Origin of the sequence: Acuticoccus kalidii (assembly GCF_021556395.1) — a bacterium.
In the GTDB taxonomy this organism is placed as follows: domain Bacteria; phylum Pseudomonadota; class Alphaproteobacteria; order Rhizobiales; family Amorphaceae; genus Acuticoccus; species Acuticoccus kalidii.
This window is the reverse complement of the sequence record NZ_JAKGCS010000012.1, coordinates 61,753-84,880: the sequence shown is the minus strand read 5'-3', so window position 1 is coordinate 84,880 and position 23,128 is coordinate 61,753. Positions and strand designations below refer to the sequence as shown.

Annotated in this window: 24 protein-coding genes; all 24 read right to left on the bottom strand. The window is 67.8% G+C overall.

Annotated elements, in window-relative coordinates; all coding sequences use genetic code 11:
- Positions 1–76: 76 nt before the first annotated feature.
- The 24 genes from L1787_RS07775 to L1787_RS07660 all read right to left on the bottom strand — a co-directional run bounded on the left by L1787_RS07775 (position 77) and on the right by L1787_RS07660 (position 23,081).
- Complete coding sequence (locus L1787_RS07775; protein ID WP_235706465.1) at positions 77–433, bottom strand: hypothetical protein; 357 nt, start codon at positions 431–433, stop codon at positions 77–79.
- A 6-nt stretch (positions 434–439) separates the two neighbouring features.
- Complete coding sequence (locus L1787_RS07770; RefSeq protein ID WP_235708125.1) at positions 440–2,875, bottom strand: hypothetical protein; 2,436 nt, start codon at positions 2,873–2,875, stop codon at positions 440–442.
- A 27-nt stretch (positions 2,876–2,902) separates the two neighbouring features.
- A complete protein-coding gene (locus L1787_RS07765) occupies positions 2,903–5,554 on the bottom strand; it encodes a hypothetical protein (RefSeq protein WP_235708124.1) in 2,652 nt (883 codons plus the stop codon).
- A 2-nt stretch (positions 5,555–5,556) separates the two neighbouring features.
- Complete coding sequence (locus L1787_RS07760) at positions 5,557–5,976, bottom strand: DUF6950 family protein (protein ID WP_235708123.1); 420 nt, start codon at positions 5,974–5,976, stop codon at positions 5,557–5,559.
- Entirely contained in the window at positions 5,973–6,554 is a 582-nt protein-coding gene (locus L1787_RS07755) for a transcriptional regulator (RefSeq protein WP_235708122.1), read from the bottom strand. Before L1787_RS07755 ends, L1787_RS07760 begins: the two co-directional genes overlap by 4 nt.
- Positions 6,554–7,252: a hypothetical protein gene (locus L1787_RS07750; RefSeq protein ID WP_235708121.1), complete on the bottom strand. Its 699-nt coding sequence runs from the start codon at positions 7,250–7,252 to the stop codon at positions 6,554–6,556. The genes L1787_RS07755 and L1787_RS07750 overlap by 1 nt, the downstream gene beginning before the upstream one ends.
- On the bottom strand, positions 7,252–9,858 hold the full coding sequence (locus L1787_RS07745) for a M15 family metallopeptidase (protein WP_235708120.1): 2,607 nt from the start codon (positions 9,856–9,858) through the stop codon (positions 7,252–7,254). The genes L1787_RS07750 and L1787_RS07745 overlap by 1 nt, the downstream gene beginning before the upstream one ends.
- The gene (locus L1787_RS07740) at positions 9,848–10,015 is read right to left on the bottom strand and encodes a hypothetical protein (RefSeq protein WP_235708119.1); all 168 of its coding nucleotides are present in this window, start codon (positions 10,013–10,015) and stop codon (positions 9,848–9,850) included. The genes L1787_RS07745 and L1787_RS07740 overlap by 11 nt, the downstream gene beginning before the upstream one ends.
- Positions 10,015–10,404, bottom strand: a complete 390-nt coding sequence (locus tag L1787_RS07735; protein WP_235708118.1) for a gene transfer agent family protein — start codon at positions 10,402–10,404, stop codon at positions 10,015–10,017. The genes L1787_RS07740 and L1787_RS07735 overlap by 1 nt, the downstream gene beginning before the upstream one ends.
- Positions 10,401–10,853 (bottom strand): phage tail tube protein, encoded by a 453-nt coding sequence (locus tag L1787_RS07730; RefSeq protein ID WP_235708117.1) that lies wholly within the window; start codon positions 10,851–10,853, stop codon positions 10,401–10,403. Before L1787_RS07730 ends, L1787_RS07735 begins: the two co-directional genes overlap by 4 nt.
- Entirely contained in the window at positions 10,853–11,272 is a 420-nt protein-coding gene (locus tag L1787_RS07725) for a DUF3168 domain-containing protein (protein ID WP_235708116.1), read from the bottom strand. Before L1787_RS07725 ends, L1787_RS07730 begins: the two co-directional genes overlap by 1 nt.
- Complete coding sequence (locus tag L1787_RS07720) at positions 11,269–11,649, bottom strand: HK97-gp10 family putative phage morphogenesis protein (protein WP_235708115.1); 381 nt, start codon at positions 11,647–11,649, stop codon at positions 11,269–11,271. Before L1787_RS07720 ends, L1787_RS07725 begins: the two co-directional genes overlap by 4 nt.
- Positions 11,649–12,002 carry a phage head closure protein gene (locus L1787_RS07715; protein WP_235708114.1) on the bottom strand — a complete coding sequence of 118 codons (354 nt, stop codon included), beginning with the start codon at positions 12,000–12,002 and terminating at the stop codon, positions 11,649–11,651. Before L1787_RS07715 ends, L1787_RS07720 begins: the two co-directional genes overlap by 1 nt.
- Entirely contained in the window at positions 12,002–12,592 is a 591-nt protein-coding gene (locus L1787_RS07710) for a head-tail connector protein (protein ID WP_235708113.1), read from the bottom strand. Before L1787_RS07710 ends, L1787_RS07715 begins: the two co-directional genes overlap by 1 nt.
- On the bottom strand, positions 12,593–12,769 hold the full coding sequence (locus L1787_RS07705; RefSeq protein WP_235708112.1) for a hypothetical protein: 177 nt from the start codon (positions 12,767–12,769) through the stop codon (positions 12,593–12,595).
- 65 nt (positions 12,770–12,834) lie between these two features.
- Positions 12,835–14,079 (bottom strand): phage major capsid protein, encoded by a 1,245-nt coding sequence (locus tag L1787_RS07700; protein WP_235708111.1) that lies wholly within the window; start codon positions 14,077–14,079, stop codon positions 12,835–12,837.
- 6 nt (positions 14,080–14,085) lie between these two features.
- The gene (locus L1787_RS07695; RefSeq protein WP_235708110.1) at positions 14,086–14,925 is read right to left on the bottom strand and encodes a head maturation protease, ClpP-related; all 840 of its coding nucleotides are present in this window, start codon (positions 14,923–14,925) and stop codon (positions 14,086–14,088) included.
- On the bottom strand, positions 14,897–16,183 hold the full coding sequence (locus tag L1787_RS07690) for a phage portal protein (RefSeq protein WP_235708109.1): 1,287 nt from the start codon (positions 16,181–16,183) through the stop codon (positions 14,897–14,899). Before L1787_RS07690 ends, L1787_RS07695 begins: the two co-directional genes overlap by 29 nt.
- On the bottom strand, positions 16,180–17,976 hold the full coding sequence (locus L1787_RS07685; RefSeq protein ID WP_235708108.1) for a terminase large subunit: 1,797 nt from the start codon (positions 17,974–17,976) through the stop codon (positions 16,180–16,182). Before L1787_RS07685 ends, L1787_RS07690 begins: the two co-directional genes overlap by 4 nt.
- A complete protein-coding gene (locus L1787_RS07680; protein WP_235708107.1) occupies positions 17,976–18,428 on the bottom strand; it encodes a P27 family phage terminase small subunit in 453 nt (150 codons plus the stop codon). Before L1787_RS07680 ends, L1787_RS07685 begins: the two co-directional genes overlap by 1 nt.
- A 142-nt stretch (positions 18,429–18,570) precedes the next feature.
- A complete protein-coding gene (locus L1787_RS07675; RefSeq protein WP_235708106.1) occupies positions 18,571–18,930 on the bottom strand; it encodes an HNH endonuclease in 360 nt (119 codons plus the stop codon).
- A gap of 124 nt (positions 18,931–19,054) precedes the next feature.
- Positions 19,055–19,675, bottom strand: a complete 621-nt coding sequence (locus L1787_RS07670; RefSeq protein WP_235708105.1) for a hypothetical protein — start codon at positions 19,673–19,675, stop codon at positions 19,055–19,057.
- A 423-nt stretch (positions 19,676–20,098) separates the two neighbouring features.
- A complete protein-coding gene (locus tag L1787_RS07665; protein WP_235708104.1) occupies positions 20,099–22,777 on the bottom strand; it encodes a phage/plasmid primase, P4 family in 2,679 nt (892 codons plus the stop codon).
- Between the two features lies 1 nt (position 22,778).
- Complete coding sequence (locus tag L1787_RS07660; RefSeq protein ID WP_235708127.1) at positions 22,779–23,081, bottom strand: DUF3310 domain-containing protein; 303 nt, start codon at positions 23,079–23,081, stop codon at positions 22,779–22,781.
- Between the last annotated feature and the right edge of the window lie 47 nt (positions 23,082–23,128).

The window sequence follows — 23,128 nt, the reverse complement described above, 5'->3', positions numbered from 1 at the left end:
GGCGCACCGTCGCCGGTGATCACGCCGAGGCCGTCGCGGCCGGTCCGCTCCATCGCGATCTTGGTGATCGGCACGTTCATGCGAGGTCTCCGAAGCGCGAGATGCCCTGGACGATCTCGAAGTCGCCGGTCGGGGTCGATGATCGGACCTCGGTCGTCTTGTTCTGAAGCTGGAGGTCGTAGACGTAGCGGCCGACGCCGATCGCCTCGATCGTCTCCATCGGAATGTTGATCTCGACGGTCCGGCCGACGGGATCGGTGATCGTGAGCCCGCCGCCGGTCGTCGAGACGGCGTGCAGGAAGCCGGCCGCGTCGGCGCTCTCGCGGATCATCATGACGATCTTCCAATCGTCGAGACGGCCGCGGGTGTATTCGTCGCCGATGCGCAGCGCCGCGAAGAAGTCGGCGTTGGTGCGCGCTGTCAGATTGGTCATCTGCCGTTACCCCACGAGCGTCGTGATGAAGGTCAAGGTCGATCCGGATCGGTTCTCGACGAGGAGGCGCTCGGGCGCGTCGAGGCTGACGGTGACGGATCCGGGATCGCCGGTCGTGCCGGAATGGGCGCCGGTCGCAAGCTCGACCCCGCCGAGGCCCCAGGCTTTGGCGAGGCCCGTTTCCGGTGTGTTGATGCGTAGATCGCCCGACAGCGCGTCGGTCGGGCCGGTGATGCCGAGGCGGCCGATCGTCAGCGCGCCGAGCGCGACCGCGACGACGGCGTTGTTCGGCACGGTGAGGCGCGCGGTGCGCGGCGCGAGGTCGATCTTCTCGGCAAGCGCCGTCGTCTCGGCGGCGAGCGCGGAAACGGAGGCATCGAGCGCTGCGACGGCGTTGGTGGCGCCGACGAGGCTCGGCGTCCAGGTGACGAGATCCCAGGTGTCGACGGTCTCGATCACCTCGACATCGAGGACGGCGTCGGCCGAGAAGCTGCGCACGAAGGGCCGGGCATAGACGGTGCCGTTCGGCGCGACCGCCTCGACCCCCTCGCCCGCATCGAGGGCCATGTGGAACGGCCCCGCCACATAGCGCGCCGGCACGTCGAGGATGCGGATCTCCTCGAAGGTCGCGGTCCCGATCGGCTTCTTGTTCCGGTCGAGCCAGACGACGCCGACGGTGACGGTGTCGCCGGCGGGATCGCTGCCGCGATGGTACATGCGGAAGGCGGCGCGCAGGCGATAGATGTGCCAGCTCTCGAAGGCCCGCGGGACGGCGGGCGCCACGACGCCCTGCCCTTTGATGCGGAGCACCGCGCCGTGCTGGCCGACCGCGACGGCGGAGGCGTCATAATGGGCGAGCGCGGTATCGGCGCCGTCGACCGACGAGAGCCAATCGGTGGGCGCCTCGCCGGGGCGGGTGCCGAGCCCGGCGCCGCGCGTTGCGAGGATCGCCTCGAGGCCGTCGATCGCGCCGACATCGTGGGTGTGGGCGGCCGGCGCCTTGCCCGCAAGGCTCGCCGTCACCGCGTTGAGGGCCGTGAGCGAGGCCTTCTCGTTGAGGGCGGCCTGCGTCGCCGTGTTGATCGGGTCGTTCGCGAGGCGCTGGTCGACGTGCTGCTTCACCCGCAGCGGCGTCATGATCTTGGTGTGATCCGTCCCCGCCCGTGCTTCGTCCAAATCAGCGCGGCGGATGTCGATCCCGTACTTCATCGACTGAGGCGTGACGAGCTTGTTCCCGACAAGCGCGTCCATATCGGCGGCGCCCGCGCGCTGTGTGATCAGGAACTGAAAGGTCATGTTCGGCGACATGATCTTGACGCTGCTCGAACCGTCCTGCGCCTCGGCGAGCGTCGCCATGCGGCCGTCGACATAGGCCTTCACGCCGCGGGGGTTGATGAATTGCGTTTCGCTCGCGCCTGCCGCAGCCACCGCGATGCTCGCCCATCGATCCGTGACGAATTTTTCGACGAACCAGCGAGCGCCGAGAGGCGTGAGGAGCGCGAGGCTATTCGCGCCCCCTTCCGCGGTTGCCTGATCGGCGCGGCGATCGTCGATCTGTTGCGCGACGCGCCCCGGCGTCATCAGCTTGACGAGGTTCGACCGATCCCGCGCTTCGGTTAGCGTCGCGAGCCGCTGTTCGACATAGTGAGCGACGAGGCTCGGCGTCATCAGAACGAACGGATCGGTGCCGCCGGCCGCCTGGACCAGAGATGCGCGGCGGTTGTTGATGTACTGCTGGAGCCGGACGGCCGTAATCAGCAAGAGGTTGTCGGTGCCCGCGACGGCCGTCGCTTCATCCGCAAGGCGCGCGGTGATCGCCTGGAAGACCCGCAGCGGCGTCATGATCGTGGTGTGATCGGTGCCAGTCTCTGCCATCGGGAGATCCGACCGGCGGCCGTTGATGTACTGGTTCACGCGAACAGGGGTCATCAGCGTGGTGTGATCGCTGCCGGCGGTGGCGGTCGCCTCGTCGGCCCGGCGGGCGTCGACATGGCTCTTCACACCCGCCGGTGTCGCGAATTTGTCGCCGAGCACCCCGGCCGTCGTCTCGGCGGTCGACGCGCGGACGGCGACGATGGCGTTGCTCACCCGCAAGGGCGACATCACCTTGTCGGTGGCCGTCCCCGCCTGTGCCTCGGCAAGCGTGGCGAAGTCATATTCGCCAGGTGCACCTTGCGGCCCCGGAATGCCGGGCAACGGGCCGAGCCTGTTCCAGCCCGATCCCGTCCAGCGATAGACGCCGCTCGCGCCGCCATCATTGAAGACGGCGGCGAGATCGTCGTTGCTGTTCCCGGATGCCGGAAGCGAGGCGACCGTCGGACGGCCGAGACGGATCCCGAGCGCGGCGATCGCGGCCTGAAACCCGACCTCTTCGAGATGCGTCCCGAGAATGGTCGTATCGCGCGAGTTCGCAGCCTCACGACCCGAATAGGTGTAAGCCATTCATCACGTCCAATTGTCTGATTGGGGTTACGGCCCCGGCGGCGTCCAGGTGTAGGCCGGGGCCGAGCTCGCCGTTTCGTCGCTCGAGAGGGCCGAGACTTCGATGACGACAGGGTTGAGGCCCGTATCCGCCCACGGCACGGTGATCGTCACGGTCTGATCCGGGAAGACGTCAACGGTCTCGCGGAAGAACTCGCCCGTGCCGAGCCCCCCAGATGATGAGGCGGTGACCCGGATCGCGACGACGGATAGGCCCGTCGGGGCGGTCGCGGACACCGTCCACCCATCGAGCGGCTCGCCGCCGCCCCCGGTGTTCTCCCCCTCCGGCGTCACCACGACGAAGGGAACGCCCGGCGCGTTGTTGGTCCGGCTCAGCGACCCGATGACGAGATGCTCGGAGAAATACGAGCCTTCGAGATCCTCGTCGAAATAGCGCACGCGTGCGTCGATCGGCCGGCCTTCATAATCGCCGGCCTTCCAGGCCATCGCGAGCCCGCGCTCGTTGGCGCCTTGCCACAGGTTCGGCAGCGCCCCGGCATAGTCCCGAAAACTGAGCTCGGCGCGGAAGGCGTCGTCGACCGGCGTCATGCGGAAGCGGATCTCGTTCCGGCCCGCACGATCCCCGCCGGGGAGATATTTGACCCCGACCGCGAAGTTCGGCGGGGCCGGTGTATCGAGGAGCGCCTCATAGCTTTCGAGCGGGAGGACCGGCGGGGCGGCGCGCTCAAAGGTGTTCGGCAGATACGGCCCGGCGAGCGCCTCGGGGATGACGGCGAAGGAGACCTCGACCTCGCCGGTCTCGTCGTCGACCCGCGGCGCGTCGATCCGGCAGCGCTTGGTGACGATGTCGCCGGGGTTTGCACCGACGTCCGGAAACTCGATATCGACGACGCGCTTGCCCCAGAGCGCGAGACCGGAGAGGCCCGTCACCAGCGTCCCCGTCTCGGCGCGCATCATATAGGCTTCGCGCCGCGCGAGCCGCTGGGCCTGGAAGGCGGAGGGGCAGAACTCGTAGGAAAGCGTCTCCTCGCGCTCTTCGGTGAGCGCGATCTCGCTCTCGAAGCGCGCCCAATCCGGCCCGGTATAGGCGCCCGCCTGGTTGATGCCATGGAGCGGCACGCGCGAGACCACATATTGCCGCTCGGCCGAATAGAACTCGACCTGAAAAACGTTCGGCCGGTCGACGCTCTCCGGCCCTTTGGTCACGCGCATCCGCTTGATACGGCTTGCCCGGATCGTCCCCTCGGCGGCTGGATAGTCCTCGACGAGGCGGAGCGCGATCTTGTTCTCGGCGGTGCGATACTCCTCGAGGCCGCCGCTTTTATAGAGCGTCTCGATGAAGTCGGTCGTGATCTGCCCTTGCCCGCCGCCCGACAGCCGCGCGCGCGGCTCGAAGCGTTTTTCCCGCACGTAGCTCGCGACGGCGGTCGCCGCGAACGGCGTGCGGCCGTCCCAAGTGAACCGGATGAAGTCGTTGTCCGTCGCGACCACCTCGCCCGTGTACTGGATCGCCGGCTCGCCACCGACCGTGACAGGGGTCGCCGTGAGCGGGACAGTCTCGTCGCCGAGCACGATCGAGTTGAGGCGATCGGCGTCGCCCGTGAAGGTGAAACCGACAAGATAGCGCGTTCCAGGCTCGACGGCGTCGATCCAGCGGAATAACGGGCGCGCGGAGGACGCGCCGCCGGTCCCGGTGCTCGAAAAGGTCCGCGTCGTTGGATTATAGGCGCCGGTTCCGCCCCCGGCGTCGTCGACGATCCCGTCGGGCGCGGTGCCGCCCGCCCAGACGCTTTCGCCGGCGCGCGTCTCAACGAGCGCGTCGGCCGCGTCCGCCGCCGCGCCGATCAGGGCGAAGTCGAAGTCGGCATTCACGACGCCCGGCCGCATGCGGCGATAATGGAGTGCGATGAGGACGGCGTTCATCGTCCAGATCCACGTCGCCGGGTTGTTCATGTGCTGCGCGGGATCGCGCGGATCATAAAAGACGCCCGCGCGCTCGATCCGCTCGACCGGCTTGATCCCCTGCGAATAGAGCCGCTGGAACTTCGTCGGGTTCGCCGCGAGGCCGGGGTTCTCGAAGATCGCGAGCGTCTGGACGATGCCCCGCACCCGGTGGCTGTTCGTCCAGCCGTCGAAGGCGGCGACGAGTTCCGGCCATGCGGTCTCGCTGCCGTCGCCGATCTTCGTCTTCAGCGTCATCCAGGAGCCGCCATATTTGGCCCAGGGCGGCGAGGAGACGGTGCCGTTCGGCTCGACGACGATCTCGCGATCATCATAGATCCAGGTCTCGATCGCGCTCGGCCCCGTCGGCCCGAAATAATGCAAGCCGAGCTGATAGATCAGATAACCGTCCGTCCTCCCGAACGCGATTTTCCAACCGGCGCGAACGCGGCCGAAGGCGAAGACGCCCGGCCCCTCCTCGAGGTCGACGCTGTCCTTCAGCGTTTCCGGCGCCGGCGTCTTCGGCACCTTGGGGCCGAACAGAAGCTGCGCGCCGAGGGCGAGACCGCCGAGAACGAGCGAGCCGACGAGGCCGGTCGCGAAGGACGAGGCGGCGAGCGAGGGTGCGAGAACGCCGAGGATCACGCCGCCGATCGCCGGGGCCGCCTCGGCATCCGCGATCCCGAGCGTCACGAGCGACGTCGTGGCGAAAAGGATGATCGTCAGAGCCTTGCGCATCCTCACACCTCCCAGATCCCGACGATGGCCGAATGACGAACGGCGAGCCGCCGGACGCCCGCCTCGTGACGCCAGCACGCGATGCGCGCATGGGCGAAGACGACGCCGACCATGACGTCATGGTGCGTCGTGCGGATCAGACCGACATCGCCGAGACGAGGCTCCTCGCCCTTCACCCGCCGGCGCAGGCCGCAATCGGCCGCGACGTCCTGCCAAAGCGCATCGAGCCCGCCGGCGGCCGCGATGAGGTCACGCGCCTCGTCCTCGTTCGCATAGGCCGGCCACAACACGTCCCGCCCGGTGATCGCCGCAACCCACGAGGCGGGCCAGGCGGAACAATCGTCGACGCCCCATGTGACGGGCACGTCGTCGAGCGCGCGGCACGCCGAGCGGAGCGCCTCGCCCCGTTCCTCGATCCTCATGGCCGGAAGTCGACCTGCGCTTTCGCGCCGACATAATCGAGCCCACGATCGCCGGCGACGCGCGAACGCTGACCGTCCGGCGACCAATCGGTCGCCATGGCGGCGAAGTTGAGCGCCTCCTCCCAGGATCCGATGCGCACGACGATGGCGCGCGTCGAGAGGCCGTCGCCCATCTCGAAATGCACGCCCGTGATCTTGCCCTGGACCATGAGTTTGAGATCCGTCAGCGCGGCGCCGGTCTCCTGATCGAACACGGCAAAGAGAAGATCGCACGGCACGCCGACGATGCCCGCCCCGTCCCACACGGTTCGGAGCCATTCGCGGTTTGCGCCGCTGATCACCGCGGCGGCCGCCGGGGCCTGGCCGAAGCGGACTTCCTCGACGTCTGTGAGGCTGACGAGCTGGCCGCCGAACGGATCGGTGACGCCCTCCCAGGTCGCGCCGCCGATCGTGATCGGCCCGTCGCCGGTCCAAAGCCGCCGCCGCCCCGTCGGCAGGACGATGTCGGCGAACCAGGCGCGGCAGACGTGCATGGCGTCGAGCGCCGCCTCGTCCGCCGCCCCGAAGAGAGTGGTCATCAGAAGAGCGCCGCCGGCTGCACGTAGCTGTTCAACACTTCACGCAGGACGATCGCCTCGCCTTCAGTCGAGCGCGCCGAGCGGCCACCGCGCGCCGAGTTCGGCACGGCCGCCATGACGAGCTGCGGCGTCAGCGTCGCCGCGGCGCTCACCGGAAGCGTCGAGCGAAGGCGCGGCCAGATGCGGAACTCGCGCCGGTCGAGGACTTCCGTCACCCAATAGCACCCGAAATGAAACGGCACGAAGCCGAGCATCCAGCCGACATCGATCGCGTTCGCCCAATTGAAATTTTGGAGCCGCACCGTGTCGGAGCCGGCCGCACGCGCGCCTGCCACACCCACGACGCCGACGTGCGGGCGCCAGAGGCGGCCATCCGACCAGGCGCGGTTCAAATTCCACGCCGCCCGTTCCCCGGAAATGCCGATCTCGGCCCATTGCGGCCGATCGGCGTCGGGCACCGGAAAGCGCGTCCAGTTGGCCCCGTTCGCGAGCGCGAGCTTCCAGGCGCGCAAACGCCGCGCCGGCTGGCCCTGCGTCGGCGCGAACTCGACGCGGAACGAGACGCGATCGCCGGCCGTCGCGAATGTCTGTTCGTCGCCGGTGAGATAGGTGTTTTGGCCCGATCCTCGCGAGGCGGGACCGGACACCGCCTCGAGATAGGCAACGCCCGCCTCCGGCCACGGCAGCAAGCGAACCATCAGACGCCCCGCGCCGGTTGGATGCGTCGGCGTTCGGTCTGCCGCCGCGCCGCCTCGCTGCGTGGGGCGATCTCGCGGCGCACCTGATCGCCTTCGGCGCGCGCCGCGCGGGAGGATTGCTCCTGAACGAAGGCCTCCAAGCCGCCATCTCTGCGCACGCGCGTTTCCGCGATGTAAGGCCGCTCGATCACGTGCAATTCCCGGGCGCGCATCCCGCCCGCACCGGCGCCAGTGCGGCCGCTCACCGAGTCCCCGATCAGCGAGCGCGTGCGCGCCGCATCGACGATCCGCCCGCTCTGATCGGGCACGAACAGCTCCCGCCCACGCTCGCCGACCATGTACGGCTGACCCTTGGCGGCCGGACCTCCGGTCGCACGCGCCGGGACGAGGCCGCTGAGAAGCCCGCCGCCGAAGAGATTGCCGAGCGGGCCGCCGCCGAAGATCGCGGCTTGCAACACCATGTTCGCGAGCTGCTTGATGAGGCTGCGGATCGCGTCCTCGGCCCGTTGGCTGCCATCGACGATCGACATGAACGTGTCGAAGATCGGTTGGCCGATCGCCTGCGCCGCCGCAGCCGCGTCGAGCTGCGCCTGGCGAAGGTTCTGTTGCGAGGCTGCCGCCGCGTCCGCCGCCTCACGGTGCTGCCAAAGCTGATCGACGAGGCCGCGGATCCGGTCCTCGAGCTGCCCGTCGATCTCGAGCCCCGCCGCCTTCAACTGGTTGAGCTTTTCACGGACGAGCGCCTCTTTATCGAGCGCCGCGTTCACCTGCTCGGGCGTAAAGCCGTTCTGGAGCATCGCGGCGCGCTGGCTCTCGATCTCGACCTCTTGCGCGATCTGCTCGTTCACCTGGCGGAGTGCCGTCGCCTGGCGTTCGGCCGCCGCCGCCCGTTCCGCCCGGCCCTTCTCCGCTTCGCTCGCCGCGCGGCCCATCTCCCGCTCGGTCGATACACCGCCGGACGCCTCGAAGTGCATCGCATCCTTCTTCGAGGTCCAGTTGCCGCCCCAGCCGAGCCCGTGCTTTTTCGCGAGCTCGGAGATGTTCGCCGGCATGTCGGTGATGAGCTTCGAGCCCATCGGGTTCTCGCCCGGATTGATATCGATCGCGTTGCCGAAAGCATGGTTCGACAGCACGTTCGTGCCGGCGATCTTGCGGTTGTTGTACCCGCCGAGGGACCGGATCGCGTAGCCCTGCGCTTCCAGGTCATTGATCAAACCTTGGAAGCGCGCCGCGTGCTCAGCGTTGACCATCGCGCTGAGACCGCCCGCCGTACTGATCGGCACGAGCCGCTGGCCGTGTGCCCCCATCGTGCCCTTGATGCCACCGCCTCCGGACGACGGGCTCTGATCGTAAACGACCTCAGGAAGCTCAATCGCCCCGCTGTCCTGCTGCAGGCGCCCGAGCGCCGCCTCGGCCTCACGCAACTCCCGCTTCAAGAATACGGCATGCCACTTGGCATTCTCAATCGCCCGCGCGCCGGCATCGCCGTCCTCGAGCGACTTGAGCCGGTCGGCCGCCTCTTCCGCCCGGTCGCGCAGCTCTTCCACTTTTTCGCGCTGCTCTGTGAGTGTCGGCAATGTTCGGCCGAACGCCTCACCGGCCAAGCCTGCGGCAGCCTCCGGCAGATTGTAAGCTCCGCCGAACTTCATCAGCTTGGCGATGAACCGCTCCGCCGGGTTCTCGCTCTCCTGCATCTTGTCGATCATGCCCTGCATGGCGTCGACGAAGGCCCAGCCCGCTTCGGCCGCCTGCAGGAGGCCGGGGCCGAGTTCGAGAAGCGTCCGCTTCACGAACGTGTCGACCTCCCGCGACAGGTCTGCGAAGGCGGCGTCGAGCTCGCGGGCGCGCTTCACGTCGTCGGCGTTGAAGACGTTCGGCATCCCGTTGAACGAGTTGGCGATGTCCTTCGCGCCGGAGCCCACCTGGCGCAGAAGATTGACCATCCCCGCGCCCTCGCTGTCGAACGCCTTGAACGCGAGGCGTAACGCTTCTTGCTGGTTCTCTGCCTCGCGGATCTTCTGGGCATAATCGCCGAAGATGTCGATCAGCGGCCGCATCTGCCCGTCCGCGTCGCGAAGGGGAATGCCGAGCTGTTGAATGGTTTTCGACAGTTCGCCCGTTCCCTGCGACGCCTCGGCGATGCGCCGCGCGAAGCGCTGCATCCCCATATCGAGCGACTTTTGCGCGACGCCTGACTTGCCGAACTCGCTGCGCAGCGCCTGCAATTGCTCGACCGTGAGCCCCACCTTGTCGGCATGATCGCCGAGCGCCGCGACCGTGCTCGCCGCATCCGCGAGCCCCCGCGTCAATCCCGAGATCCCCGCCCCGACGCCGACACCCACGCCGAGCCCCGCGAGACCGCCGATCGCCGTGCGCGCCACCGATCGGAACCGCCCGAACTTCGCTTCGATCTGCGAGGTCGCCCGGTCGAACTCCTGCCGCATCGTGCGCGCCGCGCGCTGGCTCGTGCGCTCGACGTTCCTGAGATCGCCCGACATCGAGCGCTCCATCTTCGCCATGCGCCGCTCGACGCTGCGCATGCCCTTCTCGAAGTCGGCGACGCGGCTCTCGACGAGAACCTGCAGGCGTTCGGTGTCAGTGGCCATGACGCTTCAACAGCTCCTTGAACTCGCCCGCCGACCAGCTCGCCCCCGTCTCGGCCGTCTCGTCGCTGTGCCCGGCGATGAAGGCGAGCCATTGGGCAAGGCTCATTGCGTCGACATCGAAGGGCTTGAGGCCGAGGCGGGCGCCGGCGCGGTACATCAGGGCGACGGGAAGGCGGTGGCCGAACTCGTCCCGTCGCCCTCGGCTTTTCCCGAGGGGGCGGCATCCTCCGGCGGATAGAGCGCGGCCATCAGGACGAGGGAGGCGATCGGCAGCGACGGCGTTTTCGGCGCCTCGTCGAAATAGCGCGCGACGTCCCGTTCCGCCTCGTTGGGATCGATCCCAGCCCCTTCGAGCCCGAACTTCAGGACCGCGCGCGTCTCGTCGATCGTCGCCGAGCGGTGCGCGAGGCGGTCCATCACCTCGAAGATCCCGCGCCCGGCCTGCGCCTCGATCCGCCGCAGCTCGCCGATGCCGAGCCGGAAGCGACGCACCGCACCGCCCCACATCACGCCGTCGGTGGCGCCGTCCCAATCGGCGAGGCTCACGAGGAGGCATCCGCCCAGGCGATCGGCCCGTCCGACATCAATTCGGCCGTGAAGGTGACGACGCCTTCCTCTTTGGACGAGACGTTCTCGAACCGGGTGAGGACGAAGCGGCCTTCATAATGGCCGCCGCCCGAGGCCGCGGGCAGATCGAGGACGACGCGGCAGTTCCGGGACGTGCCGTCGAGCGACCAGGTGCGCCAGGTCTGCAGCTCGCCGGGCTCGAGGATCCCCTCGCCCGAGATCGTCCCGCTCTGGCTCGACACGGTGCGGCGCACCGACATCGGCTTCGATTCGTCCTCGCAATCGAGGAGCTGCGTCTCGGTCGGCGTGTTCTCCAGCGAGAAGGTGCGCGCCTTGAGCCCGCACGGCTTGGAAAAGGTCTCGGGAGAGCCGCCGTCGCCGAGATGGACGAGGTATTTGGAAAATTCGATCGATTCTTGGGCCGCCATTAGTATTCTCCCCCAAGGATTGCCCGGAAGTTGATGATCCCGTGAGAGAGGCGCGGATTGCTGTCCCGCATCACTCTCGACGTTCGATGTTGGAAGACGTGCACCTTGCCGCCCGGCGCGATGTCCGGCGCGAGCGCGAGATCCGCCTCGCGCAGCGCCGCCCGCACCGCCGCGACGATGGCGTGGCACGCGACGAGGCCGACGGCGTCGGTCCATACGTGAATGTCGACGAAGGCTTCGAGCAGCTCCCCGCAGCCGACATCCTCGTCGATCGTCTGGAACTCGCCGACATGGACATACGGCGTCGGAAAGCTGAGCGGCACGTCGTCGAGGACGCGGTCGCCGACGAGATCGCTCACCGCCGGATCGGACCGAAGCACGTTCACGACGGCCCGTTGAAATGCGAGTTCGAGGCTCATAGACCGCGCTCCTTCCGAAGCGCCTTGTTCACGGCCGACTTGATGCGCCGCGCTCCCCGTTTCCGGTTCAGCCGATAGGCGGGGAAGAAGAAGGGTTTGGCCGGCGTGTTCTCCGTCCCGAACTCGATGAACCGGCCATAAAAGCTATCGGTGTCGGCGGCGTAGACGACCCGCTGCAAGGGATGGGCGCCCTCGCGCCAGCCGATCGAGGTTTTGAGGTCGCCGGTGTTCCTCGGGGCATAGTGCTGGGCCGTCTCGGCGACGTCGTTCGCGGTTCGATCGAGCGCCTTCCCGATGCCGCCCTGCAGCTCGGCCGGAAGCGATCGCAACTTCGTGCGCATCCGTGTGACGCCCTTGAGCTTGGCCCGCGCGACCATCAGCTCGGCACCCCGATCTCACAGGTGAGTTTTAGCCAAATGCGCTTCATGTCGGGGTTCTCGATCGATCGGATGTTGTAGGTCTCGCCCGTCGCCGCGTTCACGGCGCAGTCCTCGGTCGTGAGCCGGCCGGGCCCGATCGCGAGATCGGCGCGCCAGCGGATCACGATCTCCCGCGGCGCAGTCCCGGCGAGCTTGCCGGCGATCACCTCTTCGCGGCCTTTGACCGGTACGACCTTCGCCGACACCACGACAACGGCCACCCAATCGCCCCGCCGGTTGCCGGCGCCATCGTCGACGACGGTGCGCCGCTCGAAGCGCACGCGCTCGCGAAGCTGTCCCGCGCCGGGCATCAGATGAAGATGCCGCGGATCGGCCAGAGCAACGCGTGCACGCCGAAGCTCGGCGGGAGGGACGCGATCGAACTCCCGACGGCGATCGCCTCTCGCTGCTCGTAGCAGGCCCCGACCAGCAGGAGGATCGCCTGGCGGATCGGCACGGGAACATCGCTCGGCGCATCGCCATACCCGGCGGCATAGCGAACGAGGATCCGTTGATCGACCCCCGCCCGAGGAACGCTCGTTCCCCGTAGAGGAACCACGCGGCCGCGGCGTCTGTCGACCCAATAGCCGGACAGATCGACCGGCGACGCCTCGCTCCCGTTCGCGGCCACCACCTCGAGCGACACGACGCTCTGGAGCGGCCCCACCACCAGATCGAGCGCCCCGCCACGCCAGGCGGTGACGTCCTCTTCCCAGGTCTGCGTGATCAACGCCTTGCCGAGGATCCCGTGATAGCCGTCCAGATGCTCGGTCGCCGCCCGGATGAAATGGTCGATCCGGCCATCCTCGTCGTCATGATCGACGCGCAGATGCTCTTTCGCCTCGGACAGCGTGACGGGCGTGTCCGCCGGTGCCAGGACACGAACGGGACACGTCCCCATCTAGCGCCCCTTCTTGTAACCGTAGGGCGCCGGATCGAGGCCCATGCGCTCCAGCGCCTCGCGCGTGAACCGCGGTTGGCGCTCCGGAACCGCGCGCGTCGGTTTCGCCTTCCGAGCGGGTTTTGCGGACGTGGGCGCTTTCGGCTCGGCCGGCGGCGTCTCGTGCTCGTCATCCATCGGAGGATCCTTTCGCCGGAGGAAGATCGGGCGGCCGGAACGCCGCCCGGACCATCAAGCGCGGCTTACGCGCCGCTGCCCATCCGCAGGACTTTGAGCGCCTGCGGGTTCACGACGCCGCCCCCGACGCGCTTCGTGGTGTAGAACATCACGTAGGGCTTGTTCGTGTACGGATCGCGGAGGACGCGCACGCCCACACGGTCGACGATCAGATAGCCGCGGCGGAAGTCGCCGAAGGCGATCGGAAGCGCATCGGCCTCGACGTCCGGCATGCCGGCCATTTCCGTCACCGGATAACCGGCGAGCGTCGCAGGCTGGCCGGCGACATAGCTCGGCTGCCAGAGATAATTGTCCTGCCCGTCCTTCAGCTTGCGGATGATGCCCTGCGTGGTGCGGTTCATCACCCAGCGCGCGTTTTGCGTGAACGCCGACGGCAGGAGATAGATCATGTCGATCAGCTCGTCGGACGTCACCGCGGCCCCGGCCGCGGCGGCCTTCACCTCGATCGGGCCGAGCGGGTTGGTCGCCGCCTGCGTCGCGCCGGCCGCGAACGTCAGGAAGCCGAAGGGCTTGTTGGTGCCGTTGCCGGAGATGAAGGCGAGCCCTTCCTGATAGGCGAACTCGGTCTGCACCTCGCCCGCGAGCCATTGCTCGAGGTTGATCTCGGCATCGTCCAGCATCTGTTGCGTCGCCGACGGGTTGGCGTAGAGCTCGCCCGGCGTGAACGTCATGGTGCCGAATTCGGGCGTGTTCGTCTCCGTCCGCCCGTCATCCTCGTCGACCCAGCCCGAGGACGTGCCGCGCAGGTTGAAGAGTTTCCGGAAACCGCCCGTCGAAATGTTCTGCACGGTCGCGATCGAACGCATCGGCGACAGTTCGATCAGCTTGTCGATGATCGTGCGGTCCCACTCCACCGGCGCGAGATAGCCGCCCTCGTCGTCGGCGCCCTTGTTGAGCGCCGCCTTCACGTCGCCCTTGCGGAAATGCGCCCGGAACGCGTCGGTATATTCGGCGTCCTTCACCTTGCCGTCCGCGCCGCCGCCGCCGAGCTTGAGGGCGGCGATGTCGCTGACCGCGGTGTCGAGAGCGGCCTGCAGCTTCCCGACATCGGCGTTGATCCGGTCGACCTTTTCCGCACGCACGACGTCATCGAGCCCGCTGCGCAGGTCGGTGATCTGCGCGTTGTGCTCGTCCTTGAAGGCGGCGAACGCGGTCTGCAGCTCGGCGAAGATCGCCCGAGGATCGCCGCCCGCATCCGCGCGCACGGCCACGATGCCGCGCATGTTTCGCGGCGCCTGTTGCATCGTCATGATGGATTACCCTTTGAGTGTGTCGAGTAGAGATCGCGCGTCGGCGATCCACGATGCGTCGGCGTTGCGCACGACGTCGGCGGCGGCCTTGCGCTCACCGCCATGGATCTCGCGCAGAAGCCTTTCGCGTTCCGCACGAGGAAAGCCTTGTCTCGCGAGAGCCTGGCTGACGCGCTTCATCGCGCTCGCCGAGCCGCCCTCGTCCTTCGTTTCGAGATCAGCCTCGAGCAGCGCGTCGGCGAGACCGATCTCGACCGCCTTCTCGCCGTTGAACCAGGTCTCGGCGTCCATCCAGCCGGACGCCTCGGACCGATCGACGCCCGCCTTCGCGGCGTACACCGCCGCCATCGCGTCGTCGAACGGCTCGATCGTCTCGGCCGCCGAGCGCAGATCGTGCCGGTTGCCGATCGCCGCCACCCAGGCATTGTGGACCATCAGGAACCCGGCGCGGCCGATCTCGAGCGCGTCGCCCGCCATCGCGATCACCGATGCCGCCGACGCCGCGAGCCCCAGGACGCGCACCTGCACCGGCCGGCTATCCTGGCGCAGCATGTTGTAGATCGCGACGCCCTCGAAGAAGTCGCCGCCGGGCGAGTTGATGTCGACGGTCAGCGTCTCGGCCTTGATCTGCCGCAGCGCCGCGCCCACCCGCTTCGCCGTCACGCCGCCGCCGCTCCAATAATCCTCGCCGATCATGTCGAGGATGCTGATGACGTTGTTGTCGGCGTCGGCGGCGCGCACGTTCGATTGCCAGCGTTCCGCGACCTGGGGGCGCGAGAGCGGATCGAACGCCTGCACGCTCGCAGGCCGCGCGACCTCAATTGCCGGCGTCTGACGTACCGTCATCATCGTCCTCGCTGGTTGGGGGCGGAGTGGCGCCGGGCGCCGCCGGCAGGTCGTCGCGCGGGCCGAGCTCCATCAGCTCGCGCACCTCGTCCTGGTGCATCCAGGGGGCATGCCCGCCGGAGCCGAGCGCCTTGGCGAAGAACTCGCCTTGATCCTTGAGATTGCCGCGCTCCAGCGCGTCGGCGTTGAACTTCGCGTAATAAAGATCTTGCTCGGCCGGGGTGAGGAGCCGGAGCGAGATCGCCTGTTCCCATGCCGCAAACCACGGGTTCAGGCAGTTGCGCACGAACGCCTGGCCGAGCACCTCGATGCCCGTCCCCCACGACGTGTCATCGACCATCAGATACGGCCGCGGCACGCCGAAGGCGCGGGCAATCTCCTCGATCTGGTAGCGCCGCGTTTCGAGATGCTGATTGTCCTTCGCGCTCGGCGTCAGCGTCTTGGCGTCCATCCCCTCCTCGAGGAGGAGCCATTTGCCGGCGTTCTCCGCGCTCGAATAGCGCTCTTCGATGCTGGCCTTCAGCCGGGCGAGCGCTTCGGGGCTCAACGTCCGGCCTTCGGGCAAGGTGAGCGCGCCGCCCACCATCATGCCCTTGGAGAACATCCGCGCCGCGGCATTCTCCGCCTGGAGCGACAGGCCGATCGCCTCGGCCGCCTGCTTCACCGTCGACAAACCGCAAAGACCATCGAGCGAGGGACCGCGCAGGTGAAGGACGTCCGTCGCCGGCAGGACGGTCTCGCCGCCGTTCTCACGCGACCAGCGATAGGTCACGTTCCAGCTCGCATCTTGCTCGATGCGCACCCGCAGCGGATCGAGCGGAACGAGGCGCCTCACCTCCTGCCCGCGCCGCACGACAAGGGCATAGGCGTTGCCATGGACGAGTGCCCTCGTCTGCATCAACGAGCGAAAGTCGAAGGCCGACTGCCATCCATTCGCTTGCCGATACAGCACCGCAAAGAGCGGATGGTCGACGGCCGGCGCCTTCGAGGCATCCTTCCTGAAAAGGTGGAGCGGCAGCATGCCGATCGTCGCGCTGATGAGGTTCACGCACCGCCAGACGGCCGTGTTCTTCATCGCCGTCTCGACCGTCACGGATGCGCCGCTCTGCGTCCGGCTGCCCTCGCGCATGAACTGCGCAAGATAAGGATCGTTGAGCCCGTCGAAGGTGGCGACATCGCCGGATGCCCGCACGGTGCCGGACTGATGCGGACCCGCGGCGCTCGCGAACCGTCGGACGGCCTCGACAATCCCCTTCATAAAACCAGGACCCCGCGTTCTTCATAGACCGACGGCTGTTGCACCTCGTCCCGGCAGCTCGCGATGCCGATCGCCATCGCCGCCGAGACCATCCCGTCGATGCGCCCGACCGCCTTCGCCTTGTCGAACATGCGGTGGCCCGTGCGGTTTTCCGCGTAGACCGTCGAGGCCGCGCAATGGTTCATCATCGGGTTCTTCTGGACCGTGATCCGCTGGTCGTAGATCGCCGCTTCGAACTTGTTGATGCTGTCCGGCATCCAGAGATAGATCTCGCCCGCGTCGTCGCTCGATTGCGGATCGCTCTTGTGCAGGACGTGCTTTTGAAAGCCCTGCGGGTGGATCGTCATCGGCAGGTCCGCGCCGATGTCGGCGAGATGGTCGCGCAGATTGTCGAGCCCGTACTGGTCGCACCCGATCTCTTGCGGGTGATAGCGGGCGTTGAGCTCGGCGAGCGCCTCGGCCGCCCAGCGGTACGAGATGCGGTTGCCGGCGACGGCCTCGATCGCCCCTTCCCGCACCCACGCCTCATAGGGCGGGCCATCGGTCTTGGAGCGTTCCGCGAGCGTGTCGCGCGGCGTCCAGAACCACGTTGCGCTCGCGAACCGATAATGGTCCGGCGTCTGGTCGAGCACCCACACCAGCGTGAACGCCGTGAAATCCCGCACCCGCGAGAGGTCGAGCCCGCCGAAGCACGGATAGCCCGCTTCCGTCAGCGCGTCGGGATCGACGTCCCCAACGCACCGCATCCACGCCTCGCGCGAGATCGCCGCCTTCATGGCGTACGTCCACTCGCAAAAGTGCAGCCGGGCGACGTCGTTGCGCTTGCCCGGCATCATCCGCGCGAGGTTCACCTGGCCGGCGAGCCATTCGCGCGTGATCGTCACGCCGAGGAGCGGGTTCGCCTTCCCCCAGCAAACGGGATCGCTCTCCCATTCGTCGTCTTCGTCGAGCGAGCAGACGAAGGCGAACGTCCGATCGTCGACGACGTTGCCGGCCGCGCCCTCCGTCGCGACGTTGATCGCGTGGGTGTGCTCCTCGTGGCAGATCGAGCCCACATCGTTGCCGGCGTTCGTCGCCATCGCGAGGAGCGGCTCGCGGCGGAACTTGAAGCCCGCCTCCATCATGTCGACCATCGAGCGATCGCGATGCTCGTGCACCTCGTCGAGGAGCGCGAAGTGCGGCCGCGGGCCGGACTTGCGGCGGTCCGCCGAGATCGGCTTGAAGAAGCGACGATCGCCGCGCTTGCCGCGATAGATCAGCTCCCAGACCGGGTCGACGCCGAGCGTCTTCACCTTGCGGGCGAGCGCCGGCGACTGGTTCACCATCGCGACCGCGTCGCGAAAGAGGACCATCGCCTGGTCGCGGCTCGAGGCGCCCGCATAGACCTCCGCCGCCGGCTCCGGATCGACGCACAGCCCATAAAGCCCGATGCCGGCGAGAAGCGGCGACTTGCCGTTCCCCTTCCCCTCCTCGTCATAGAACCGGCGAAAGCGACGCAGCCCGTCCGCATTGCGCCAGCCGAAGAGCGAGCCGACGCGAAAGACTTGGCTCGGATCGAGGGTGAACGCGCGCCCGTCGAACTGCCCGCCATTGAGCCGCAGCACCTTCGGGAAGAAGTCGAGCGCGCGCTGCGCCGCCGCCCGGTCCCAATGAAGCCCCCGCTTCCCCCCGTCCGCGAGGTCGACGAGGTGTCGGCGCGCCGCTGCCCGAATGTGCGGGCCTGCCAACACCCGGCCCGCCTCGACGTCCTCCGCCCACGCCGTCGCCGGGTCGACCGCCGGATCCGTCCGCATCAGGCGAACTCGACCACGTCGTCGTCGAAGAGGTTGCCCTGGCCATAGGCCTCGCGCACCGCCCGCTCGCTCATCGGCGTCAGCCCGAAATCGCGCGCGAGGGTGAGGAACTGGCGAAACGCCTCGTTCATCTGCGCGACCTCGGGGCGGGCCTTGTACTGGACGCCGTTGCGCGTGCGGCTCTCATAGAACCAGCCGTTCTCCGCGAGATCGGCCTGGAAGCGGAGATGCCGGGCGCGCGCCTGGCACATCATCGCGAACGCCTCGGCGTGCTGGGGGTGGAGCCGGTCGATCGTCGGATGCGTCACCCGCGGCGCCATCCGGTCCCACACCATTTGGGCCTCGGCGTCGAGATCGTCGGGCCGGAGCTCGTCCGCCCGCGCCCTCGCGCGTTCGGCAAACCGCGCCTCGCGATCCGCAGCGCCTTCCGCATCCGTGGTCAGCGGGACCACGTTCTGAGCCGATGGTTTGCGTCCGCGCATAGGTGTCCAAGCCCGTGGGCTTTTTGCCTCCAATTCCGGTTCTCTCAGAAAAAAGGTACCCCCGCCGGTCCGGGCCGCGGGGGCGCTGAACTTTGACCCTCCCCCCGGCCGGTCAGTTCGCCGGGTGTCGGGGGTCGATCGGCCATCCCGTCGCGTCGACGGCGACCGAGTAGCCGCGCGCCTCTTCGGCCTGGGCGACGGCGTTGTGGCAACTCTCGCAGAGCGATTCGTGGTTTGCCCGGTCCGTGAACAGCGCCCAGTCCCCGCGGTGCGGGACGCGATGGTTCACGACGGTGGCGAGGACGACGTCGCCCGCCGCCGCATGACGCTCGCACAGCGGAACTTCGGAAAGCTGCAGCGCGCGAAGGCGGAGCCAGGCGGCGCGCTTGTACCAGCGCCGCCAGGGCTTTGCCTCGCGGCGGTGCGCGTCGTGGGTTCGGTCGCGGCGGTGTTTGGCGGTGCGGTCCGTCATCGGGGCACCGAAATAAAAAACCGCGCTGCGGCGGATGCCGGCGCGGTTCGCCTCACACAGCTCTGTGAGATTGCCTGAACCATGCCCTTGAGGGTGCACCCTGTCAACGCCCCCATTTGCGTGATCACCCGTAGACGCGCCTGGCGGTGCAGTGGACGGCCTTGCCGACCTCGCGCACCCCTGCCTCGCCCATCGACGCGGCGCGCATCTCCGTGGACGTGACGCCCATCCGTGCCGTCTCCGGAAACCAGACCTCGGCCAACGCTGTCAGCGACTGACGCAGCACCGCCGAGATGCTCGCTTTGGCCGTGCGGCTCGCCTCGCCTTCGAGCTCGGCGGCCAGCTCGTCCAGCGACCGGCCATAGCCGACGACGGCCCGGACCGTGCTCGCCGTCCAGCCGAGGATGCGGTCGGCCTCGCGAAGCTCCCCCGCCGCCTCGAGCAGCCCCTGCGACGCACCGCCGGCGATGCCCCGGCTCGTGGTCCCATCCTTGCCGAGGATGCAGGCCTGCGCCCCGTAAACCCGATCGAACGCCTTGCGGTAGCGATGCGCCGCCGACTGCTGGCGTACGTCGAGCCGGCCCTGCCGGACCATGCACACGATCGGATCGACCACGCTCACCCGGTCGACGCCGTTGCCGTACGGGCTTTCGACGATCGCCGCCGTCCGCTCCCGCGCCTCCGCAGCCGTCGCCGGCCGTGCCGGTCGCTTCGCCGCCTTCGTCCGCCCCGTCGCCTTGCCCATGATCACCGTACTCCCAACACGCCACCGGTCTCGACACGCCCCGCAACCCTGCCTGACAGGCCGCAAATCGAAACGCCGCGGATTTCCTGGCGTTTGCGAGGGTTGCGAGGGTTTGCGAGGGTTGCAATCAAACCCTCGCAGTGAATTTCGTCAGTGTTTTCAATAGCTTGCAAAGCCTCTGCGAGGGTTGCGAGGGTTATCTCGTGTGTACGTGTGAGAAGAGTTTTGGCTGAAGGTGCCAAAGGGGCAGCGCCCCCCTCCCCCCACACGTACGCGCGCGCGAAGACCCTCGCACCCTCGCAAGCCAACCGCAGGGCATTGATTTTAAACGGAAATTGTCCTGCGAGGGTTCGTTTCGATGCTCGCGCAACCCTCGCAACCCTCGCATGGTGCCCCACGCCGACACGACCACTATATCTTGTGTCACCCACGACGCGAGCCTCCCCATGCCGAGGCGAAATTGTCTTCTTCCTGACGAAGCGGGACGTCCTTCAAACGTATGTTGATATACTTGCGAATACGCGATCTATCCCGGATTAAACCGGATGCAGACGCTTCGGATGCGAAACGCTTTTCCGAGTAAGGCCGGATCGCGTTGGCCTCGCACCACGATACATACGCAAGATATAGTGGCCGAGCCTCGACGGTCTCGCCCTCTCTCCGCTCCACACATTCGCGGATGAACTCGCCCACCGGGTCCATGTCAGACCGATAATCCTCCGTCGCATCGACAACGGCCGAGGGGGCGCGCAGCCCGATCGCTCGGTAGCGCAGGAGCCCCTCGATCAGCCAGTTGAGGATGCCCGCCGCCTCTGCCTCGAACTCGGCCAGAACCTCCGCCATGGGTCGGCGTTCGTGCTCCTCGATGCGCACACCCCAATGGATCAGCCGCAGGCGCCGGAACACCGCATAGTCGGAGCCGGTGGCGGTCGGCTTGCTGTTGCCCGTCAGAGAGGCCGTGAACTCGGGCACGAGCTCGAACGGATCTTTCATGAGGTAGCGCACCGTCATCGGCTCGCCGCCCGTCAGGAGCTTGATGGTCTCCTCTTTGAGAGGCGCCCCTTTCGGAAGCTCGCTCACCTGGACGAACCGCGCCCCGCCGAGCCGCGCGAACTCCGGCGAGGCTGCGCCGGATCGCGCCATGTGCTCGCCCGTCACGGCCTCTGCCTGGAGCACCCGCGCATAGTCGCCCATGAGCCGCCGCAGCGCCTCCATAAAGGTCGACTTGCCGTTCGCGCCGGAGCCGTAATGGAAGAGGAACACCTGCGCGGACGTGAGCCCGATCAACCCATAGCCATAGAAGGTCTGGATGAACTCCCGCACCTCTGGATCGGGCAGGAAGCGCTCCAGGAACGCCTGCCAGCGCGGCGCGGTCGCCCCCGGATCATAGCCGCACGCCATGAGCTTCGTGATCCGATCCTCCGGCCGGTGCGGGTCGAGCCGCACCGCGGGGATCATGCGCACCACGTCGGGATCCGGGCAGTCCGGATCGGGCGCCTCGATGAGCCGAATTGTGCCGTTGAGGACGTTGATCGCCAGCTTGTCGCGATCGACGGCGGCGACCGGCACGTTGAAGAGCGGCTCGGCCATCTCCAACGTGCCCCGGATCCTCGATGCGTTGCCGCTGTGGACCGCATGGCGGGACCGCTCACGCTGGCGCTTGGGGATCGCCTCTTTCAGCGCCCTGAGGCGCGTTTCCGCGAGCTTCCGGTCGATTTCGAGGTCGGATCGCAGGGGGACGACGTTGTCCTCGTGGGCCGCGACTTCATCCCCGCGCAGCACCGCCTCGAGGTGTTCGACCTGCGCCTTCTCGCGCTCGGAGAGCGCCAAGAGCGCCGCTTCCTCGTGAACGCGCTTCGCGACCTCTTGGGCCTGCGAGACGGCGCCATATTCGCCGCCCTCGAACTCCCAGCGCTTACCGTCCCAGCGATGCCAGCCGAGGCCGTGGACGTGCAGGAGATCGTCGCCGAACCACGCCTTGAGGCGATATGCGTTCCCGGTGTCGCTCAGTTCATAGTCTGCGCACGTCGCCAGCGTCTCGGGATCGAGCTCGCCACCACCCTTACCGTCGCCACCGCGCGAGGGTGCGCCCCTCGGCTCGCCTGCCTGCGGAGGGGGCGCGGGGGAATGATCTGGCGGGACAGAACGGGACTGTCCCGTCATGTCCCGGCTGTCCCGGTCGCCGCGCGAAGCATCCCACGAACGCCCGCCGCGCCGCTCGGCCGACGCCTCGACCTCTTTCAGATCGCGCGGCTGGGCGAGACCGGCCTTGATCCCGCCGCGGATCGTGCCGCAGCTCTTTCGGAAGCTCGGCCAGGCGCGCGCCACGTCTTCGAGCGCCGCCTGCACCATCGATTCGGAGAGCGCGCCGGCGCCGACGAGCTGGCCGAGCGCAAATGCCGAGCGGTTGAGCTGGTCGCTTCGCGTGCCCGCAACCGCCGCCTCACAGGCGCGCGTCTCGGCATCCATCGCGGCGAGCGCATAGCGGCGAACGTGATCGGAGACTTTGGCCGACGACACGGCCGGCGCGGCGCGATCGCCTTTTTCCGGCTCGAACGCCCCGCGCCGAAGAATGTAATCGATCAGCGCCGCGGGTGGCGCGGTGAGCCCGCGCTCACCGTCATTACGCCCCTTCCAGCGATAGACGTTCCCGCCCAGCATTACCGACGGCGGGGCGATGACATATCCGCCATCGCCGCGCACATCGACATGAGGCAGCATGCCCCGCGTCCCGCCCTGACGGTTGGGAACGCTCTCACCATCCGGCATCGCAAAATACGCATGCCAGCCGCCGGATTGCGTGATCGCGATGATCGGATCACCGAGGCTTTCGCCGAGATGCGCCTCGAGTTCGCGCCAGAGCGTCTCGCAATCGACATCCCGCGGATCGAGGTCGACGACGAAGGCGCCGAGCGCGCCGCCCGTCGGCAAGCCGATCAGTGCGTCGGGCCATTTCTGCCACCACGCGCGAATCTGGCCCTCGTCCGTCGTCGCGTCCTTCAGGCCGTTTCGCGTCAAAGGCCGCTTGTTCGCCGGATTGCAGGGGAACACCGGCCAGCCGCGCGCCGCGAGGGCGAGCGCTGCATCGAGAACCGCGACCATGTCAGAGGCCCGTTCCGTTCGTGCGACGGCGCTCCTCGAGCGCAATCGCCCGTTTCACATACCATTCGGCCTTGCGCAGATCCTCGAGGCGGTCCCCTTTGAGCCCCGCACGGAAGAGATATTTCATCGCGCTGCCCTCACAGAACGGCATGTGTTCCGTGATAGTGATGCACTCGACCCCGGACGGATGGCTCGTGTAGTGTAACGGCCTGTCCACTGGACACCCACGGATGGACGCCCTCGCGGAAGGACATGGGGCAACTTTCCGATCTAAGTATTGCTGAGGGCGCAACGGCGTCGCCATCTTGACGCTGACGGACCATGTCCGATGCCTGCGGCATTGCCGCCATG

Coding starts and splice junctions, on each gene's coding strand:
- L1787_RS07775 (WP_235706465.1), bottom strand. CDS start 433: ATGACCAATCTGACAGCGCGCACCAACGCCGACTTCTTCGCGGCGCTG.
- L1787_RS07770 (WP_235708125.1), bottom strand. CDS start 2,875: ATGGCTTACACCTATTCGGGTCGTGAGGCTGCGAACTCGCGCGATACG.
- L1787_RS07765 (WP_235708124.1), bottom strand. CDS start 5,554: ATGCGCAAGGCTCTGACGATCATCCTTTTCGCCACGACGTCGCTCGTG.
- L1787_RS07760 (WP_235708123.1), bottom strand. CDS start 5,976: ATGAGGATCGAGGAACGGGGCGAGGCGCTCCGCTCGGCGTGCCGCGCG.
- L1787_RS07755 (WP_235708122.1), bottom strand. CDS start 6,554: ATGACCACTCTCTTCGGGGCGGCGGACGAGGCGGCGCTCGACGCCATG.
- L1787_RS07750 (WP_235708121.1), bottom strand. CDS start 7,252: ATGGTTCGCTTGCTGCCGTGGCCGGAGGCGGGCGTTGCCTATCTCGAG.
- L1787_RS07745 (WP_235708120.1), bottom strand. CDS start 9,858: ATGGCCACTGACACCGAACGCCTGCAGGTTCTCGTCGAGAGCCGCGTC.
- L1787_RS07740 (WP_235708119.1), bottom strand. CDS start 10,015: ATGTACCGCGCCGGCGCCCGCCTCGGCCTCAAGCCCTTCGATGTCGAC.
- L1787_RS07730 (WP_235708117.1), bottom strand. CDS start 10,853: ATGGCGGCCCAAGAATCGATCGAATTTTCCAAATACCTCGTCCATCTC.
- L1787_RS07725 (WP_235708116.1), bottom strand. CDS start 11,272: ATGAGCCTCGAACTCGCATTTCAACGGGCCGTCGTGAACGTGCTTCGG.
- L1787_RS07720 (WP_235708115.1), bottom strand. CDS start 11,649: ATGGTCGCGCGGGCCAAGCTCAAGGGCGTCACACGGATGCGCACGAAG.
- L1787_RS07715 (WP_235708114.1), bottom strand. CDS start 12,002: ATGCCCGGCGCGGGACAGCTTCGCGAGCGCGTGCGCTTCGAGCGGCGC.
- L1787_RS07710 (WP_235708113.1), bottom strand. CDS start 12,592: ATGGGGACGTGTCCCGTTCGTGTCCTGGCACCGGCGGACACGCCCGTC.
- L1787_RS07705 (WP_235708112.1), bottom strand. CDS start 12,769: ATGGATGACGAGCACGAGACGCCGCCGGCCGAGCCGAAAGCGCCCACG.
- L1787_RS07700 (WP_235708111.1), bottom strand. CDS start 14,079: ATGACGATGCAACAGGCGCCGCGAAACATGCGCGGCATCGTGGCCGTG.
- L1787_RS07695 (WP_235708110.1), bottom strand. CDS start 14,925: ATGACGGTACGTCAGACGCCGGCAATTGAGGTCGCGCGGCCTGCGAGC.
- L1787_RS07690 (WP_235708109.1), bottom strand. CDS start 16,183: ATGAAGGGGATTGTCGAGGCCGTCCGACGGTTCGCGAGCGCCGCGGGT.
- L1787_RS07685 (WP_235708108.1), bottom strand. CDS start 17,976: ATGCGGACGGATCCGGCGGTCGACCCGGCGACGGCGTGGGCGGAGGAC.
- L1787_RS07675 (WP_235708106.1), bottom strand. CDS start 18,930: ATGACGGACCGCACCGCCAAACACCGCCGCGACCGAACCCACGACGCG.
- L1787_RS07670 (WP_235708105.1), bottom strand. CDS start 19,675: ATGGGCAAGGCGACGGGGCGGACGAAGGCGGCGAAGCGACCGGCACGG.
- L1787_RS07665 (WP_235708104.1), bottom strand. CDS start 22,777: ATGGTCGCGGTTCTCGATGCAGCGCTCGCCCTCGCGGCGCGCGGCTGG.
- L1787_RS07660 (WP_235708127.1), bottom strand. CDS start 23,081: ATGGCGACGCCGTTGCGCCCTCAGCAATACTTAGATCGGAAAGTTGCC.